Annotated in this window: 16 protein-coding genes; 9 read left to right on the top strand and 7 right to left on the bottom strand. The window is 75.7% G+C overall.

Annotated elements, in window-relative coordinates:
- Nucleotides 1-27 precede the first annotated feature (27 nt).
- Complete coding sequence (locus ACZ7GJ_RS24560) at nt 28-462, bottom strand: VOC family protein (RefSeq protein ID WP_470754707.1); 435 nt, start codon at nt 460-462, stop codon at nt 28-30.
- 70 nt (nt 463-532) lie between these two features.
- On the opposite strand from ACZ7GJ_RS24560, the gene ACZ7GJ_RS24555 reads away from it, so the two are divergent.
- Nucleotides 533-1,246 (top strand): DUF1275 family protein, encoded by a 714-nt coding sequence (locus tag ACZ7GJ_RS24555; protein WP_470754705.1) that lies wholly within the window; start codon nt 533-535, stop codon nt 1,244-1,246.
- Here ACZ7GJ_RS24555 and ACZ7GJ_RS24550 read toward each other — a convergent pair.
- On the bottom strand, nt 1,203-2,186 hold the full coding sequence (locus ACZ7GJ_RS24550) for a tellurite resistance/C4-dicarboxylate transporter family protein (RefSeq protein WP_470754899.1): 984 nt from the start codon (nt 2,184-2,186) through the stop codon (nt 1,203-1,205). The two genes, ACZ7GJ_RS24555 and ACZ7GJ_RS24550, sit on opposite strands and share 44 nt — an antisense overlap.
- A 23-nt stretch (nt 2,187-2,209) precedes the next feature.
- A complete protein-coding gene (locus tag ACZ7GJ_RS24545; RefSeq protein ID WP_470754703.1) occupies nt 2,210-2,623 on the bottom strand; it encodes a hypothetical protein in 414 nt (137 codons plus the stop codon).
- A 206-nt stretch (nt 2,624-2,829) separates the two neighbouring features.
- On the opposite strand from ACZ7GJ_RS24545, the gene ACZ7GJ_RS24540 reads away from it, so the two are divergent.
- From ACZ7GJ_RS24540 to ACZ7GJ_RS24530, 3 genes are read left to right on the top strand one after another with little or no spacing between them, the layout of a single operon-like run.
- Nucleotides 2,830-3,465: a metal ABC transporter ATP-binding protein gene (locus tag ACZ7GJ_RS24540; RefSeq protein ID WP_470754702.1), complete on the top strand. Its 636-nt coding sequence runs from the start codon at nt 2,830-2,832 to the stop codon at nt 3,463-3,465.
- Nucleotides 3,462-4,331 carry a metal ABC transporter permease gene (locus ACZ7GJ_RS24535; RefSeq protein ID WP_470754700.1) on the top strand — a complete coding sequence of 290 codons (870 nt, stop codon included), beginning with the start codon at nt 3,462-3,464 and terminating at the stop codon, nt 4,329-4,331. Before ACZ7GJ_RS24540 ends, ACZ7GJ_RS24535 begins: the two co-directional genes overlap by 4 nt.
- Entirely contained in the window at nt 4,289-5,107 is an 819-nt protein-coding gene (locus ACZ7GJ_RS24530) for an ABC transporter substrate-binding protein (RefSeq protein ID WP_470754698.1), read from the top strand. The genes ACZ7GJ_RS24535 and ACZ7GJ_RS24530 overlap by 43 nt, the downstream gene beginning before the upstream one ends.
- A 77-nt stretch (nt 5,108-5,184) precedes the next feature.
- Here the strand turns inward: ACZ7GJ_RS24530 and ACZ7GJ_RS24525 are convergent, their stop codons facing one another.
- Nucleotides 5,185-6,897: an AMP-binding protein gene (locus ACZ7GJ_RS24525; protein ID WP_470754696.1), complete on the bottom strand. Its 1,713-nt coding sequence runs from the start codon at nt 6,895-6,897 to the stop codon at nt 5,185-5,187.
- Entirely contained in the window at nt 6,894-8,750 is a 1,857-nt protein-coding gene (locus ACZ7GJ_RS24520) for a CoA transferase (RefSeq protein WP_470754695.1), read from the bottom strand. Before ACZ7GJ_RS24520 ends, ACZ7GJ_RS24525 begins: the two co-directional genes overlap by 4 nt.
- 209 nt (nt 8,751-8,959) lie before the next feature.
- Here ACZ7GJ_RS24520 and ACZ7GJ_RS24515 point away from each other — a divergent pair, with 209 nt between their 5' ends.
- Nucleotides 8,960-10,048: an acyl-CoA dehydrogenase family protein gene (locus ACZ7GJ_RS24515; RefSeq protein WP_470754693.1), complete on the top strand. Its 1,089-nt coding sequence runs from the start codon at nt 8,960-8,962 to the stop codon at nt 10,046-10,048.
- A 43-nt stretch (nt 10,049-10,091) separates the two neighbouring features.
- Here the strand turns inward: ACZ7GJ_RS24515 and ACZ7GJ_RS24510 are convergent, their stop codons facing one another.
- Entirely contained in the window at nt 10,092-11,156 is a 1,065-nt protein-coding gene (locus ACZ7GJ_RS24510; RefSeq protein WP_470754691.1) for a sugar ABC transporter permease, read from the bottom strand.
- Entirely contained in the window at nt 11,153-12,319 is a 1,167-nt protein-coding gene (locus tag ACZ7GJ_RS24505) for an MFS transporter (RefSeq protein ID WP_470754897.1), read from the bottom strand. The genes ACZ7GJ_RS24510 and ACZ7GJ_RS24505 overlap by 4 nt, the downstream gene beginning before the upstream one ends.
- Before the next feature lie 352 nt (nt 12,320-12,671).
- On the opposite strand from ACZ7GJ_RS24505, the gene ACZ7GJ_RS24500 reads away from it, so the two are divergent.
- The 4 genes from ACZ7GJ_RS24500 (at nt 12,672) to ACZ7GJ_RS24485 (ending at nt 16,212) form a co-directional block, all read left to right on the top strand.
- Nucleotides 12,672-13,283 (top strand): hypothetical protein, encoded by a 612-nt coding sequence (locus tag ACZ7GJ_RS24500; protein ID WP_470754690.1) that lies wholly within the window; start codon nt 12,672-12,674, stop codon nt 13,281-13,283.
- A 164-nt stretch (nt 13,284-13,447) separates the two neighbouring features.
- Nucleotides 13,448-14,041: a sigma-70 family RNA polymerase sigma factor gene (locus ACZ7GJ_RS24495; protein ID WP_470754688.1), complete on the top strand. Its 594-nt coding sequence runs from the start codon at nt 13,448-13,450 to the stop codon at nt 14,039-14,041.
- Nucleotides 14,042-14,140: 99 nt separating this feature from the next.
- Nucleotides 14,141-15,415 (top strand): VWA domain-containing protein, encoded by a 1,275-nt coding sequence (locus ACZ7GJ_RS24490; protein ID WP_470754686.1) that lies wholly within the window; start codon nt 14,141-14,143, stop codon nt 15,413-15,415.
- On the top strand, nt 15,415-16,212 hold the full coding sequence (locus ACZ7GJ_RS24485; protein WP_470754685.1) for a hypothetical protein: 798 nt from the start codon (nt 15,415-15,417) through the stop codon (nt 16,210-16,212). The genes ACZ7GJ_RS24490 and ACZ7GJ_RS24485 overlap by 1 nt, the downstream gene beginning before the upstream one ends.
- Nucleotides 16,213-16,311 lie beyond the last annotated feature (99 nt).

The raw sequence follows: 16,311 nt of genomic DNA, 5'->3' as shown, positions 1-16,311 counted from the left end.
GCCCACACTATGCGCCGCGGTGCCCGGTCAGTGGGAGACGCAGAGCTCGTTGCCCTCGGGGTCGGCGATGGTGGTCCAGACGGAGGGACCCTGGCGGCCCTCGTGGAGGAACTTGGCGCCCTTGGCGAGCAGCCGTTCGACGACCTCCTTGGGGTCGTCGTCGGCGGTGCGGACGTCCAAGTGGACGCGGTTCTTGACGGTCTTGGGCTCCGTGATGAGCTGGAACAGGATGCGCGGGGCCCGCTCCAGGCCTTCCGGGTGGCGGATCGCGGCGCCGACCTTCCAGACCAGCACGCCGTGGTGGGTGGTGGTGTCCTCCTCGCTCGCGTGCCCGGCGGCGACCAGGTCCCGGATGAACGCCTCGTCGCTGGGCTCCACTTCCCAACCCAGGGCGTCCGCCCACCAGTCTGCGAGCGGGTGCGGGTCGGCGGAGTCGATCGTCACCTGGAACGTGTAGGCCATGCCGGAACCCTAGCGCGACACGCTCGCCGCGCGTCCGCTGGAGTCCGGCCCCCGTGGTACCACGGTCCGCATGACGTCCACCGGAGGGCGCGGAGTGCTGCGGCCGCTCGCCGCGCTGCTCTTTCCGCCAGGCCCCGACGGCGCGTCCCAGCCGTACGGGGTGCTGCCGCCGCTGCTGGTCGTACTCACCTTCGTCAGCGGACTGGTCGACGCGGTCAGCTATCTCGGGCTCGACCACGTCTTCGTCGCCAACATGACGGGCAATGTCGTCTTCCTCGGCTTCGCGCTCGCCGGGGACCGCCAGTTGTCCGTCGCCGCCTCCCTCCTGGCGCTCGCCGCCTTCTCGGCGGGGGCCGCGGCCGCCGGCCGCGTGCGGCGTGCCGCGGAGGCGTCCCGGATGTTCGAGCCGCTGATGGCGGTCCAGGCCGTACTGGTGAGCGGTGCGCTGGCCCTGACCGCGGGCGGCGCGGGACGGCTGCCGGTCGTCGGCCTGCTGGCGCTGGGCATGGGCCTGCAGAACGCCGTGGTGCACCGGCTCGCCGTCCCCGACCTGACCACCACGGTCCTCACCCGGACGCTGACCGCTCTGGTCGCCGACCCGTGGGGGCCGGCCTCGGTCCGCCGGGTCGTGTCGGTCGCGGCCCTGCTGCTGGGGGCGCTGGCCGGGGGTCTGCTGACGTTGGGCCACGGGTCGCGCTGGGCGCTGGCGGCGGCGGTGGCGCTGCTGGCCTGGGTCGCGCTCATGGGCCTGCGGGCGGGCGCCGCGCGGAGCGGCCGGTCGTGAGCAGCGCGGCGAAGGTCAGCAGCCAGGCGGCGACGGCGATCCACAGCAGCACCTCGCCCAGCGGCCGCAGCGGGCCGACCCCCGTGGGAGCCGCGGCGGAGAGGCAGGCCGTGGCGGTCATGCCGAGCGGGAAGACGGTGGCCCAGCGCCGGATGTCGTAGTGCGGGCGCGGCCGCAGGACCTCGGCGACGAGCAGGACCGGGTACCAGGCGAGCGCGAGTCCGAGCGTCACCAGGGTGGTGGTACGCAGTGCCGTGTGCGCGGAACCCTCCCAGACGGGTGACGCGGTGAGCTTGGATCCGGCGAGGGCGCAGATGGACAGCGCCCCGCCCGCCACCCAGTGGTCGCCCGCGCCGGTCAGCACCTCGCGGAAGTCGAAGCGTACGAGGGCCTCGGCGTACAGCAGCAGCCCGAGGAGGAAGGCGGCCAGCGCCGCCCAGGCGAGCCATTCGCGGCCGGTGGCGGTAGCCAGCGTGCCCGCCAGGACGGCGAGGCCCTGGGTGGCCACGCAGACGAGGAAGGCCGCGCCGGGCACCCGCCGCTGCCAGTGCAGGAGGACGTGGAGCAGCAGTCCGGGCCAGAGTGCGGCGGAGAGCGCGAGCAGCGCGGCGGCGGCCTCCTGCCGGCCGAGGAGGGAGAGCCGGGCGCCGAGCACGGTCGTGGCGGCGACGGCGGTGAGGGCGGCCGGGGTGTCGGCCTCGGCGCGGAACCGGCGGCGGTCGCCGAGCAGCCGGTAGCCGAAGTCGGCGGCGAGCAGGGCCCACAGCGCCCCGGCTCCGGCGAGCGCCACGAGCGAGGGTCCTTCGAGGCCGATGAGGTGAAGGCCGATGGAGATGATGCCGGCGGCCATGACGGCGGCGCCCGCGGCCGGGGGCAGCCCGGCCCACCAGCGGCCGACCGGACCCTGCCGGACCGCGGCGCGCCGGCCCGGTGACCCGATCGGGTCGGGGCCGGGCGGCGGGGTCACACCACGCCGTCCGGGTCGCAGCTCTCCCGGGTCAGGCCGATCGCCCGCAGGGCGTGCATCAGGCCGTCGCCGTCGCCGTCGCGGACGATGTGGACGGCACCGTCGACCGCCAGCCCGGCCAGCCCGGCCAGCGCGGCGGACTCCGCCGTGGCCGCCGTACGCAGGACCACCCCGCTCGGGGGGTCCAGGGCGCGCACCCCCTGGAAGACGCCCAGTGCGCCGGGATCCGCATCGAGGGCGCCGGGCACGGCCAGGACGGTGACGTCGGGGAGCAGGACCCGGGCGTGCGCGAGGGCCACGGCGGGCTCGGCGGCGTGCGAGATGACCCGGAAGTGCGGGTTGCTCTGGATCCGCGACCGCAGCCGCTCCAGTTCCTCGCCCTCCGGCACGCCCACCACCAGAACCGTCATCACAGTCCCCCATCCTCCGCCGCCCCGCCGTCCTCGGCCAGCGGGGCCACCCGCGCGGGCCATTGCGGCCCGAGGAGAAAAGGTCCGGGCCCCGGAACCCGCAGGGTCCGCCGTACGACTCCCTCCCCGTGCGGACAGCCGACACGGACACGGACAGCGGGCAGCGGGCAGCGGACAGCGGGCTACGGAGCGCGGAAGGGCGTGGGATGGGCGGGCTGGACATTCGGATGCGGGAGGTGGGCTGCCGGCACGGGCGGGTCGAGGCCGTCGCCGGGGTGGACCTGGAGATCGCCGCGGGTGAGCGCGTCGCGCTGACCGGGACCAACGGCTGCGGCAAGACCACGCTGCTGCGCGCCGTCCTCGGACTGCACCGGCAGGTGAGCGGCACGATCCTGGTCGGCGGCCGCGGCACCGGTTCCGCGGCCGACTGGGCCTGGCGGCGGCGCGCCTGCGCCTGGATCCCGCAGAAGCCCGCGGTCGGCCGGTTCCCGCTGCTCGGCAACGAACTGCTGGCCTCCGGGGCGGCGCCGACGCAGGCCGCCGAGGCCGCGGACCGGCTGGGGGTGGGGCGGCTGACCGGCCGGCCCCTGCACACCCTCTCCGGCGGCCAGCTGCAGCGGATGTACCTCGCCCGGGCGATCGGCTGCGTCGCCGCCGGGGCCGAGGTGCTGCTCGCCGACGAGCCCACCGCCGCCCTCGACTTCGACGGTCAGGAGGAGGCCGCCGACGTACTGGCCTCGCTGCCCGTGACCCTCGTAGTCGTCACCCACGACCGGGCGCTCGCCGAACGCTGCGACCGCGTACTGGAGATGGCCGCCGGTCGGCTGCGGGAGGTCCGGTGAACACCCTGGCCACCGCCGACGTCGGGGAGCTGCTGCAACTGCTTCCCGTACAACGGGCTGGCGTGGCACTGCTGTTGGCGGCGATCGGTCTTCCGGTGATCGGTGTGGTCATCGTCGGTCTCGACATCATGCCGGTGCGCTTCGCGATGATGCACGTCGCGCTGCTGGGCATCGCCGTGGGCCTGCTGACCGGTCTCGACCCGATGTTGTGCGCCCTGTTGGCCTGCGCCCTGGCCGGTGCGGGCGTGGCGCCGCTGGCCCGGACGCCGGACGGCCTGTCCGGTGCGATGGGTCTGCTGATGAGCCTGGCCATCGCGGCGGCGCTGTTGCTGCTCGCCGTGTCCGGGGTCAACGCGTCCGGCGCGTTCGCGCTGTTGTGGGGTTCGATCCTGTCGGTGGGCACCGCCGACCTGGTGGTGCTCGGGGCTCTTGCCGTCCTCGTTCCGGCCCTGTTCTGGTGGCGGCGGCGCGAGGTGGCGCTGCTGTTGTACGACCGGGAGCTCGCGCAGTGTTCCGGTGTACCGGTCCAGGCGCTGACGGCGGTGCTGCTGGTGCTGGTCGCGGTGGCCGTCGCGGGTGCGATCAAACTCACCGGCGCCCTGCTGGTGGACGCGCTGACCCTGCTTCCGGCCCTCGCCGCACGCCGGTTGGGCACTTCGCTGCGGTCGATCACCGGGTGGGCGGTCGCCATCGGCGTCGCCGTGAACCTGGTCGGCTTCCTCACCGCACTCTGGCTGGACTGGCCGCCCGGGCCGGTCCTCGTCCTCACCGCGGGGGCGGTCGTCCTCGTGGTCCACATCCTCCCCGAACGGAGAATCAGCTCATGGCGCGTACCCGCGTCCGATTCGCTTCCCTCCTCGCACTGAGCGCTGCCATGGCCCTCGCCCTGGTCACCGGCTGCGGCGACGACGGGGACGGCGTCGACGGCAAGGCACCGGTGGCAGCGGCGAAGGACGGGCGGAAGCCGGCGGTCGTCGTCACCACCACCTGGGAGGGCGGCTTCGCCAAGGCCGCCGGGGCCGAGGACGTCAAGGTGATCGTGCCCCAGTCCGTGCACCACGCGCCGGACTACGATCCCAAGCCGTCCGACCTCGCCGCCGTCGGCAAGGCCGACTTCGTGCTGTACGCGCCCTTCGAGCCGTACGCGGCGAAGATCAAGGAAGCCGCCGGGTCCAAGGCGCAGTTGGTCGAGGTGAACCTCGACAACGACCCCGACAAGGTCAAGGCCGAAGTGGCCCGGCTGGGCAAGCTGTTCGGCACCGGCGAGGCCGCCGCGCGCTGGAGCGCCTCCTTCGACACCGAGTACGCGATGCTCTCGCAGGACGTGCGCGCCGGCTGGCCCGGCGGCCGCAGCCCGGTGGTCGTCAGCCAGGTCTTCACCGCCTGGTCCGCGAAGCTGGCCGGCGCCACCACGGTCGGTACGTACGGCCCGGAGGCGGTCACTCCGGCGCAGTTGGCGGAGCTGTCCGCGAAGAAGCCGGCCCTGGTCCTGGACAACGCGCACATGTCGACCGGAACCGTCCTGCCCGACTCGGGCGCCAAGCAGGTCGAGATCGTCAACTACCCCGAGAAGGACCTCGACCTGCTGCCGGTATACCGCAATGCCGCCACCGGGCTGCTGAAGGCCATGGCGGGGTCCTGAGGGCGGCGTGACTTCCGCCCCCTGACGGCGGCGGGGCGATCCGGTCGTGGATCGGCCCGCCGCCGTCGTACGTCCGGCTACCGGGCCGCCGGGCTCCCGGGCTGCGCGGTCACCGTGACGCGAAGCTCCGGCGGCGAGGCGGCGAGGCGCTCGCGCAGGGCCGTACGGTCGGGCTTGCCGGCCGGGGTCAGCGGGATCCGCTCCAGCAGCAGCAGGCGCTCGGGGTGCTTGCGCCGCTCCAGGCCGCGCAGCCCGAGGTGTTCGCCGAGCGAGTCCAGGGCGGGCGCCTCGGGGCCGCGGGGTACGACGCAGGCCGCGAGCCGTTCGCCCATCACCTCGTCCGGTACCCCGACGCACACCACGTCGCGCACGCGCGGGTGGGAGGCGAGCTCCCGTTCCACCTCGGCGGGGCTGATGTTGGCGCCGCCGCGGATGACGATGTCCTTGAGGCGGCCCACGACGTGCAGGAGCCCGGACCGGTCGATCCGGCCGAGGTCGCCCGTACGGACCCAGCCGTCGGCGGTGCGGTAGCGGGCGTCCAGCTCGGGGGAACCGACGTAGCACATGGGGGTCATGGGGCCGCGCGCGGTGATCTCGCCGGTCTCGCCGTCCGGGAGCGCCCGTCCCGTTGCGGCGTCGGCGATGCGAATGTCGGCGACGCGCGGGTCGGGGCGCCCGACGACGATGCCCGCGCCGTCGGGGACCTCTTCGGCATCTGTGTCCGAACCGCCCAGTCCCGTGTGGCAGTTGACCCCGTCGGCCGAGCCGTAGAGGTTGACGACCGGGCACCCGAAGGCGCGGCCGGCCTGCTCGGCGGTGGTCTCGTCGAGGGCGGAGCCGCCGAGTATCAGGGCGGTGGGGGCGGGCAGTCGGCCACGTCCTGCCTCCTGCGGGCCGTCCAGGAGGTCGAGCATCATGCGCACCATCGTGGGGACGCCCAGGACGTGTGTCGGGGCGTGCTCGCGGATCGCCGCGAGGGCCGCCTCCGGGGTGAAGTGGTCGAGGAGGACGAGGGTTCCGCCGTGCCGGGCGAGGGTGACGGCGGTGCCGCTGGAGCCGAAGGCCGAGCCGAGCGGTACGAGGAACAGCGCGCGCGGCGGGGTCCCGTCGGGCATGAGCGAGGCGAGGAAGTTGCCGCGGCCCCCGGCGAGCGCGTTGTGCGAGTACGCGATCATCTTCGGCTCCGCCTCCGAACCGGAGGACACCAGGATGCGGGCGGCGCTGTCGGGGTCGGGGCGGGCGGCGACGAAGGCGGCCGGATCGGAGCGCAGCAGCCCCGTCAGCGGAATCGTTCCTTCGGGTGCGGTTCCCGGCCCGGCGGCGATGACGTGGCGCAGCGCGGGCAGGGCGGCTGCCAGCGTGCGCAGGTCGGCGGCGTGCCGGTTGCCCCGGTGTTCGACGGACGCGATGACCGCGACGGCCTCGGCTCTCCCCAGCAGGGACTCGGCCTCCAGGCCGCCCCGGCCGACGGGGAAGGGCAGCGCGACCGCGCCGATCGCGGCCAGGGCCAGGTCGGCGATGACGGCCGCGCGCCCGTTGGGGAGTTGTACGCCGACCACGTCGCCGGGGCGTATGCCGAGCTGTGCGAGCCCGGTGGCCAGGCATCGCACCTTGCGGTCCAGGGCGGTGTAGCAGAGCGCCCCCTTGGAATCGAGTACGGCGGTGCGGTGCAGGTCGGAGATCTGGCGGGCCCGGAAGAGGCTGTAGAGGTCGAGATCGGGACAGGAGCCGTCCACCGCCCAGGAGCGGCGCAGGCCCGTGGGCAGCAGATCGTGCAGTGCGACGGTCATGTGAAGCTCCAGGGGTCGGGAACGGCGGGGGCACCGTGCGCGTCCCGGCTGATCGAGCCGGTGAAGCGCGGGTCGTGGTGCAGGTCGGCCGGATCGGCCGTGACGGCGGTGGCGGCGAGCCCCTGCGTGCGCAGCCGGGCCACCGCCTCGCGGGTGGTCAGGGAGCGCAGGCCGGGGGCGGCGGCCGCCGCCGCATCGGCGTCGGCATCGGCGGGGGCGACCCAGCCGTCGGCGGTGCGCAGGGGGCGGCGGAAGCCGGCCGGGCGCCGCGGGTCCCGCCCTTCGCGCACCCGCCGCAGGGCGGGTGCGATCAGGACGTCGGAGGCGCCCAGCAGGGAGGAGTCGACGCGGACGCCCCGCCCGGTGCGCTCGCGCGTCAGGAGCCCGGCGAGCACCGCCTCGGCGCCGAGCAGTCCGCCCAGGACGTCCAGCAGGGTCATCAGGGACGGCGCGGGCACCTCGTCGCGCGGGCGTACGGCTTCGCCGACTCCGGTGCGGGCCTGGACCATGAAGTCCGTGCCCATCGGGGTGTCGGCGAGCCGGCCCGCGCCCGTCCCCGTGCCCCAGCCGCCGGTGTACGCGTAGACGAGCGCCGGGTTCACGGCGGCCAGGTCTGTGTGGTCGAGGCCCAGTTCGGCCGCCTTGCCGGGGGCCCAGTTGTGCAGGAACACGTCGGCCCCGGCGGCCATGTCGAGGAGCAGGCGCCGGTCGCCGGGGGACTTGATGTCGATCTCCACGGCCCGTTTGCCCCGGTTCAGCGCGAGCCAGCGGGCGGAGATGCCGGAGCAGGCGGGAGGCATGCCGCGCAGCGGGTCGCCGCCCGGGGGCTCGATACGGACGACGTCGGCGCCGAGCAGGCCCAGCAGGTGCGCGGCCAGGGGTGCCTGGATGCGGCGGCCGGCCTCCAGCACGGTCAGTCCCGCCAGGGGCTTCGCCGCGGTGGGCCCCGCCTTCGGGCCGGTGGGGACACGGCGGGCCGGGCCTGCTGACGGCGGCTCGTACGGGGCCACGGACCAGGGGGCGGCTCCGTCGTGCTCGGCGGCGCGCTCGGCCAGGGTCCGCAGCCGGCAGACCTCGGCGCCGGAGCGGGCCGCAGCCTGCCGCAGGCGCTGCCAGGGGTGGGCCCGCGCGGTGTCGTGCAGGGCCTGCGGGAAGGGTGCGCAGGCGGTGGCGTAGCGGAACTGGAAGGGCCGCCACCCGGCCCGTATCGCGTCGGCCGGGGCGTCGAGGGCCCGCCAGAACTCGGCCCACGCCCCCGGGTCCAGGGTTTCGAGCTCGAAGAGGATGCCGTCGGAGGAGGCGAACGGCGGTCCACCGGGGTCGAGTTCGGCCGCTTCACCCTCGTCGGCGCCGGATGCCGCGAGGTACTGCGCGACCGCCAGCAGACCGGCCCGGTCGGCGCTCGTCTCCACCCGGGCGGCCCCTTCCCCGCCCCGGGCCCGGCCGAGCAGCCCGGCGAGGAGGCCCTGCGTGGTGAGCACGGCCGCCGCGGTGGCGGCGTAGTCGGCGGCCAGGCCGCGCGGTTCGCCGTCCCGGCGCCCGTGGACCGCCATGATGCCGGTGGCGGCCTGCGCGGTGGCCTCGTCGGTGATTCCGCCCGTCGGGTCCGCCGGGTCCGCCGCCCAGCTCAGGCGGGCTTCCTGGGGATCGTGGCCCCGCCCGCCCAGGGTGATCCGCGCGGTGTGCGCGTCGACATCCGGGGCCTCCCTTGGGTGTGCGGACCTCGGGGCGGGGCCGGCGCCCAGGAGTGCGAGGTGCCCGGCGACGGGGCCGGTCAGTGCGGGCGGGCCCGAGACCGCCACGTACAGCCCGTCGAGCGGCCGCACGGTCGGCGCGATGACTGGTGACGCCATGCCTCTCCTCTTTCCTTTCCTCTTCCTTGCGGATCTTCTCGCTGCGGGACTCGGGAACCAGGCCGGGCGTGCGCCCGACCAGCTCCACGGGCAGGCAGTCGGACTGCCGTTCCCACGGGTTCCCGGCACGATGGAGGAAAGCGGTGGAGGAGAACGGCGACGCGCATCGACTGCGGTGCCGGGTCGCGGAGTTCGTACGGAGTCGGGTGATGCCGTACGAGCCCGTGCTCGACGCGGGCGGGCCCGCCGCCGCGAGTGCGCTGCGGGAACTGCGCGACCGGGCCCGGCAGGAGGGGCTGTGGGCCCTTCCGCTGCCCGCCGAACAGGGCGGCCAGGGGCTTGCGTTGGCCGCATACGCCCAGCTCGCCGAGGCCGAGGGCGCGAGCGACCACGGGCCCGCCGCCCTGGGCTCGGCCCCGCTGCTCGACGTCACGATGCTGGAGCGGCACGGCTCCGAGCGGGTCCGCGCCCTGTACCCGAAGCAGCTCACCGCGGGGGCACTGCGCGCCTGCTACGCGATGACCGAGCCGGACACGCCCGGCACCGACCCCTTCCTCACCGCCACCCGCGCCGTGGAACAGGCCGACGGGAGCTGGACCGTGAGCGGCCGCAAGTGGTTCGTGTCCGGCGCCGCCGGGGCCGACCTGGTCACCGTACTGGTGCGCACCGACGGCGAACCGGGCGACCGCGAAGGCCTCTCGCTGCTGGTGGTGCCCACCGGATCCGCCGGCTTCCGGGTGGTGCGCGAGCTGCCCGTGTTCGGCGCGTCCGGCCAGTGGGAGATCGAGTTCGACCGGGTCCGGGTGCCCGCCGACCACCTCCTCGGTGAGCGCGGCCGGGCCCTGTCGATCGCCGCCGAACGGCTCCAGTTGGGCCGCACCCTGCGCTGCCTGCGCTGGCTCGGCCAGGCCCAGCGCGCCTTCGACCTCCTGGCCGAGCGCGCCAACTCCCGTACCGGATCGCGTGGGTCGCTGGGCTCGCACCAGCTCGTCCAGCAGCACGTCTTCGAATCGCTGCTCGCGCTGCGCAGCACCCGCCCGCTGGTGCACGCGGCGGTCGCCAGGATCGGCGCCGGGCTCGACGCGCACGTCGAGGTGGGCCTGGCCAAGGTGGCCGCGGCCCGCATGCTCCAGCAGGTGGCGGACGCGGCGATCCAGGTCCACGGAGCGGCCGGGCTCGGACCCGACACCGCGCTGCCCTCGCTCTTCCGCACCGGACGCGCCGCCCGCATCCTCGACGGCCCGGACGAACTGCACATCACCTCGGTGGCCCACCGGGTGCTGCGCGGCTACGCCTAGGGAGTGTCGTCAAAGTCCCGTCTGGCCGGGGAGGCCCGCCGGGTCACGCCTCCAGGACGTCGGCCAGCCCGGTCAGTGCGGCCAGCCCCTGCGCCAGGAAGAAGTCCCCCCACACCAGTTCGTGCCGTACGGCGGTGCCGCGCGCGGCGTCGTAGCAGCCGTCCAGGAGCCGGCCCCCGGCCAGGTGCGCGCCCGCCAGGCGCTCCAGGATCGCGGCCGCGCGCTCGCCGTACGCGGCTGTCCCCGGGCCCGGTACCCGCGCGAGCTTCAGCAGGGCGACCGCTGTCACGGCGGCGGCGGAGGTGTCCAGGGGGCCACCGGGACGGGCGGTGTCGGCCGGCGGGACGAGGTCCGCGGGCCCGGCGGCCAGCCACCGCGCCGCCCGCGCCAGCCGGCCCGGGGGTGTACGCAGGGCAACGCCGGGGCGGTGCAGTGCGTCGGCCACCGCCAGCAGCAGCCAGGCCCTCCCCCGGCTCCAGCCGGGCGGCGGGTCCTCGCACGCGAGCCAGCCGCGTGCCGCCGCGAAGGACCGGGCGGGGGCGAACACCCGGCCGTCGCCGCCGTCACCGCACAGGTCGAGGTGCCGGTTCAGGTGCGCGGCGGCCGCTTCGGCGCCCTCCCGGCCCGCGGCGGCGAGCAGCCCCGCCATGCCCGGTACACCGTCGACCCGGGCCAGCAGCCGCGGGCCGCCGAAGGCCGACCCCCAGGGCACCAGCCCGAGTTCCCCGTCGAACGCCTCCAGCGCGGCCCGGGCGGCCCGGGTGCGCAGCTCGCGCGCCCCGTGGTCCCCTCCGGCCAGGGCGGTCCCGTACCAGAGGATCAGCCCGCGCGTGGCGGTGTCGGCGGCCACCCAGTGGGCGAGGCGCGCGGTGCAGGCGGAGGCGGCCGCCCGGTCGACGGGATGCCCGGTGTGCCGGGAGCGCAGCCACAGCAGCCCGGCCCAGAAGCCGCCGGTCCACGACCCACGGCCGGTGGTCACCCAGTGGCCCGTGCCGGGGTCGGCGTACAGGGGGAAGCGGTCGCCGACTTCGGCCCGGGTGACGGCGACCCGGTCGAGCAACGCCGCCAGGGCCGGTCCGGCCCACGGGGGCGGTGTCCCCGGGGTCACGCCGCACCCCGGGAGGCCCGGCGCCGCTCCCGCAGCGCCCACGTCGTGGCGACGGCTCCGGCCGCCGCGAACTCGGCGGCGACCAGCAGCCAGCCGGGGCCGTAGCGGTCCGCCTGCGCGAGGAGCCCGAAGAGCGGCGGCCCGACCGCGAACCCGGCGAAGAACCCCGCCGAAACCCGCGCGGAGTCCCGTCCGGCCCGGCCGGGGGCGGCACGCTGCATCACCAGCACCATCGAGACGGCGTTGCCCGACACGGCGAACGCCCCCGCGGCCACCGCGGCGGCCCAGACCAGCGGCGCTGCGTACAGGGAGGCGGCGAACAGACCGGCAGCCACCACCGCGCCGCCGGCCAGCAGCCCCGGCAGCCACTCGGCGCGACCCGGCCGGGCCGCCTTCGACCAGCCCACGCGACCGGCGATGCCCGCGACGCCGAGGACCGCCACCAGGGCCGCGGCAGCCGTGGGGCCCATTCCGAGCCGCTCGGCGCCGAAGAGCGAGACGTACGTGTTGACCGAGGCGATCCCGCAGCCCAGGAACAGCGAGAAGGCCGCCAGCCAGCCGGTCGCATCGCGCGGCTCGGGATCCGGCTCGCACTGCGCCTCGGGCTGCGCGTCCCGGGCCGACGGCCGCGGCGGTGCCGGCGCTGCCCGCCGATCGGCGGGCAGCCCGCGCAGCGCCCACACCGCCGCCCCCACCGCCGTGGCGGCCGCGGTCCACACCGCGCCGCGCCAGCCCACGCCGCCCGCCAGCGCGGCCAGCGGCAGTCCGGCCGCGAACGCGCCCAATTGCACGCCGGACTGCTTCATCCCGGTCACCGAGCCCCGCCTGGCGGGCGGAACCGCGGCCAGGATCGCCTTGTTGGTGGCGGGGTTGGCCAGCGCCTGGGGCAGCCCGCCCAGCGCGACGGCCGCGAGGAGGAAGCCCGGACCGGGCGCCGCACCGATCAGTGCGAGCGCGACGGCGGACACGAGGAGGAGGGCGACGAGGGAGCGCCGCGGACCGAACCGGTCCACCACGCGGCCGCCGAGCGGTGACAGCACCGCCGCCGTCCCGAAGCCGATCGTCGTCGTCAGGCCGAGCAGGGCCGGTGTGACGTCCAACTCGTCCACGAGCCGCGGCCCGAGCGCACCGAGCAGGAACAACTGCAGCATCGAGAAGGCCATCGCGCACGTGAGCAGCCCCGTGAGCGGTGCCGTGCGCGGTGCAGTGGGCGGGCCGCCCAACCCACCAACCCCGGATGCCTGCGCCCGCTCCGCCGTCGCCTTCCGCTCGCCCACCGCTGACTCCGCTCCCCCGCCGCCCACTGGTCCACGGCAGCAGTCGGCCGGCTCTCCCCGGGAGTTCCCGGCACCCCAAGTGGCCCCGGTCACATGAGGACTTGAGGCGTACTCAGGGAATGCTCCGATTGTGAGTGCCCCCCTGTGGCGGACCCGAACCGGATGCGACGATGAGCCCGCCATGACTCCCGGTCGATGTTGCCGTGCGGTTCGGGCCGCGACGTTCGCGGCCACCTGTGTGCTGCTCGCTGCGTTCGGCCACGTGTTCATGTCGGCGACGCCGCTGCCCTGGTGGGCGCCGGCCTCGGCGCTCGCCGCGACCGGCGCGCCCGCCTGGCTGCTCGCCGGACGGGAACGCGGCCTGGCCGCCGTCACCTGCGCCGCCGTCGCCGCGCAGACCGCGCTGCACGTCGGGTTCTCCCTGGCCCAGGCCTGGGCACGGCCGTCCGCACCGCCGACGGGCTCGGTCCATGTCCACCACGACATGGCCGGGATGGCCGGGATGGCCGGGATGGCCGGGATGCCGGGCATGTCGGCCATGGCCGACGCCACGGGAAGCGTGCCCGACCCGGGCGGCATGCCGACGGCCGGCATGCTCGCCGCCCACCTGCTGGCCGCGCTGCTGTGCGGCCTGTGGCTCGCGTACGGGGAGCAGGGCGCGTTCCGCGTACTGCGCGCGGTGGCCGGCTGGCTCCTCGTACCGCTGCGGCCGGCCCCCCGCCCGGCCGCGCCCGCGCACCGGCCGCGCGTGCGCCCCCGCCGGGACCGGCGCGGCCGCTCGCCGCGCCGGCTCCTGCTCGTCGACGCCATCACCTCACGGGGTCCGCCCTGCGGGACCGCTGTCATCTGACAGCCGGCTCCCCGACGCGCGACGGGCCCACCGGGCCCATCACGGCGCGCCTCGGGCATCGGCCATGCCGTCCCGGCAGGCCGTACCGCTCACCGGCCCGCAGCGCGGCGCCGGACACCGGATCCCCCGTCCGGGATCCCGGATCCCCAGAAGGACACCTGGCGATGACCCCTGCCCTGCTCCACCCGGACACCGCCGAGGCGGCCCCGTCCACGCGCCGTACCGACGGGCCCGACGAGGCGACGACCCTCCTCGCGCTCGCCGCCCGCGACGGCGACCCCGACGCCGTCGACCGCTTCGTACGCGCCCTGCAGCACGACGTCCGGCGCTACGTCGCCTACCTCAGCGCGGACCCGCAGTCCGCCGACGACCTCACCCAGGAGACCTTCCTGCGGGCGCTGCGCGGCCTGCCCCGGTTCGAGGGGCGCTCCTCGGCCCGCACCTGGCTGCTGTCCATCGCCCGGCGCACCGTCGTGGACAGCCTGCGCCGCAGCGCCGCCCGGCCCAAGGTCGCCGACCGCGACGACTGGCAGAGCGCCGCCGAGCAGGCCCAACCGCTGGGCCTGCCGGGCTTCGAGGACGGCATCGCGCTCGCCGAGCTGCTGGCGGCGATCCCCGCCGAGCGGCGCGACGTGTTCGTCGCCACCCAGTTACTGGGACTCCCGTACGCGGACGCCGCCACCGCCCTCGGCTGCCCCATCGGTACGGTCCGCTCCCGCGTGGCCCGGGCCCGTACCTCCCTGATCGAGCTGCTCTGACCCGGTCGGCCCCGCGGCTTCCGCGGGGCCGGCCCCGGTCGAAAGCCGCTCCCGCGAGACGGTTTTGGTTTGGCAGACGATCCTCAATACGATCCGGCGATGATCACTAGAAAATGGCTGGCGGCCGGGGCCTGCGGCCTGCTGGCCACTTTGGCCGTCGGGCTCTTCCCGGCGAGCGCCTCCGCCGGTGAACCCGTATCGAAAGAACCCCCCAAGGTAGAGCTCGTACTGGACGTCAGCGGCTCGATGCGGGCCCAGGACATCGACGGGCAGTCCCGGATGTCCGCGGCGAAGCAGGCGTTCAACGAGGTCCTCGACGCCGTCCCCGATGAAGTGCGGCTCGGCATACGGACTCTCGGGGCCAACTACCCCGGCGACGACCGGAACGTCGGCTGCAAGGACACCAAGCAGCTCTACCCGGTCGGTCCGCTGAACCGGACCGAGGCGAAGACGGCGGTGGCGACCCTCGCCCCCACCGGCTGGACCCCCATCGGCCCGGCCCTGCTGGGGGCGGCGGACGACCTCAAGGGCGGTGACGCCACCCGCCGGATCGTGCTCATCACCGACGGCGAGGACACCTGCGCCCCGCTCGACCCGTGCGAAGTGGCCCGCGACATCGCGGCCAAGGGCATCCACCTGGTCATCGACACGCTCGGTCTCGTTCCCGACGCCAAGACCCGCAACCAGCTGATCTGCATCGCCGAGGCCACGGGCGGCACGTACACCTCGGTGCAGCACACGGCCGAACTGTCCGGGCGCGTGAAGCAACTGGTCGACCGGGCCGCCGAGCCCGTCGTCACCCCGGTGGCGACCGCGGGCACCAAGCAGTGCCAGGACGCCCCGGTCCTGAAGGCCGGCCTCTACAGCGACCGCGAGACCTTCGGCGAGCACCGCTGGTACCGGGTGGCCGTCAAGCCGGGACAGGAGCTGCGCGCCTCGGTGAGCATCGGCGCCGACCGCGCCGTCAACAACGACTACGGCGTGATGCTGCGCGCGACGACCCTGCACGGCCGGGAGATCGTACGCGGCTCGGAGGCGGGCGACGGGCGCACCGACCTGATCTCGGCCGGCCTGCGCTACCCGAAGGCCACCCTCGACGACGCGGACGGCGAGGCCGAGACCGCGCCGGAGACCGTATGCCTCCAGGTCAGCAACTCCTTCTCGGCGCCCGCGTCGGTCAAGACCGCCCCGGGCATGCCCGTCGAGCTGACCATCGACCTGGTGGACGGCCCGGACGAGGCGTCCGACGTGGCCGCCTTCGGCCTCGGGCGCGGCTGGTGGCTGCTCGCCGTTCTGGCGCTCACCGGTCTGCTGGTCGGGCTGGTGTGGGGCTGGGTCTCCCGCTGGCGTATCTCGGTCTGGAGGACCAACTGATGCGTACCGTACGCATGCTGAGCGCCGCCCTGCTGGCCGGCGCGGGCCTGCTCGGCCCGGCCGGTGCGGCCGTGGCCGCCACGCCTTCGCCGACTCCGAGCGCGAGCAAGAGCGGTGGCGCGGCCGGGCCGACCGAGGCGGGCACCACGTTCCGTACCGCCACGGCGGTCAAGGTGGGCCAGGAGGCCACGGCGGACGCGTCCACCGGTGACTACCTGTACTGGGTGCTGCCCCTGGACACGGGCCAGCGGGCGACGGTCACGGCGAAGGTGGCCCTGCCGCCCGCGGCCTCCCGGCACTCCGCCTCGACCTGGCAGATCGACGTGTACGACGGGCTGCGGCGCCGCCAGCCGTGCACGTACGGCGTCCAGAGCGCGTCGGCGGGCAAGGACGCCGCCGAGGTCCGGCTGTCGTGCACGCTGCGGCCGGTCCGGGCCGGGGCCGACCAGTGGGCGAACGATCCGCTGCCCGGCAGCTACTACGTGCGCCTGACGGTGGTCGACCTGGCTCCGGAGGACCTGGGACAGCCGGTACGGGCACAGCTCCGGACGGACGTGAAGGACATGGGCGGTGCGTACGCGGTGGACGGCGCGCTCGCCGCTCCGCTCGTGCCCGGTACCTCGGCCGAGCAGCGCGTGAGCGCCGCCGAGCCGGCCGACGGCTGGTCCGGCGGCTGGTGGTCCGACCGCTGGATCTGGACGGTGGCGGGCGGTCTGCTCGGCGCCCTCGCCGGTATCGGCGGGTACGCGCTGACGCGCGGCGCGGGCCGTCCGGTGCGGGCGGGCTCCCACCCCTGACCGACCGCGGGGGGGGGGGGGGGGGGGGGGGGGGGGGGGGGGGGGGGGGGGGGGGGGGGGGGGGGGGGGGGGGGGGGGGGGGGGGGGGGGGGGGGGGGG

The sequence above is a fragment of the Streptomyces sp. NPDC037242 genome, from assembly GCF_055604165.1.
The sequence above is the reverse complement of the archived record's forward strand: the minus strand, read 5'-3'. Positions and strand labels throughout refer to the sequence as shown.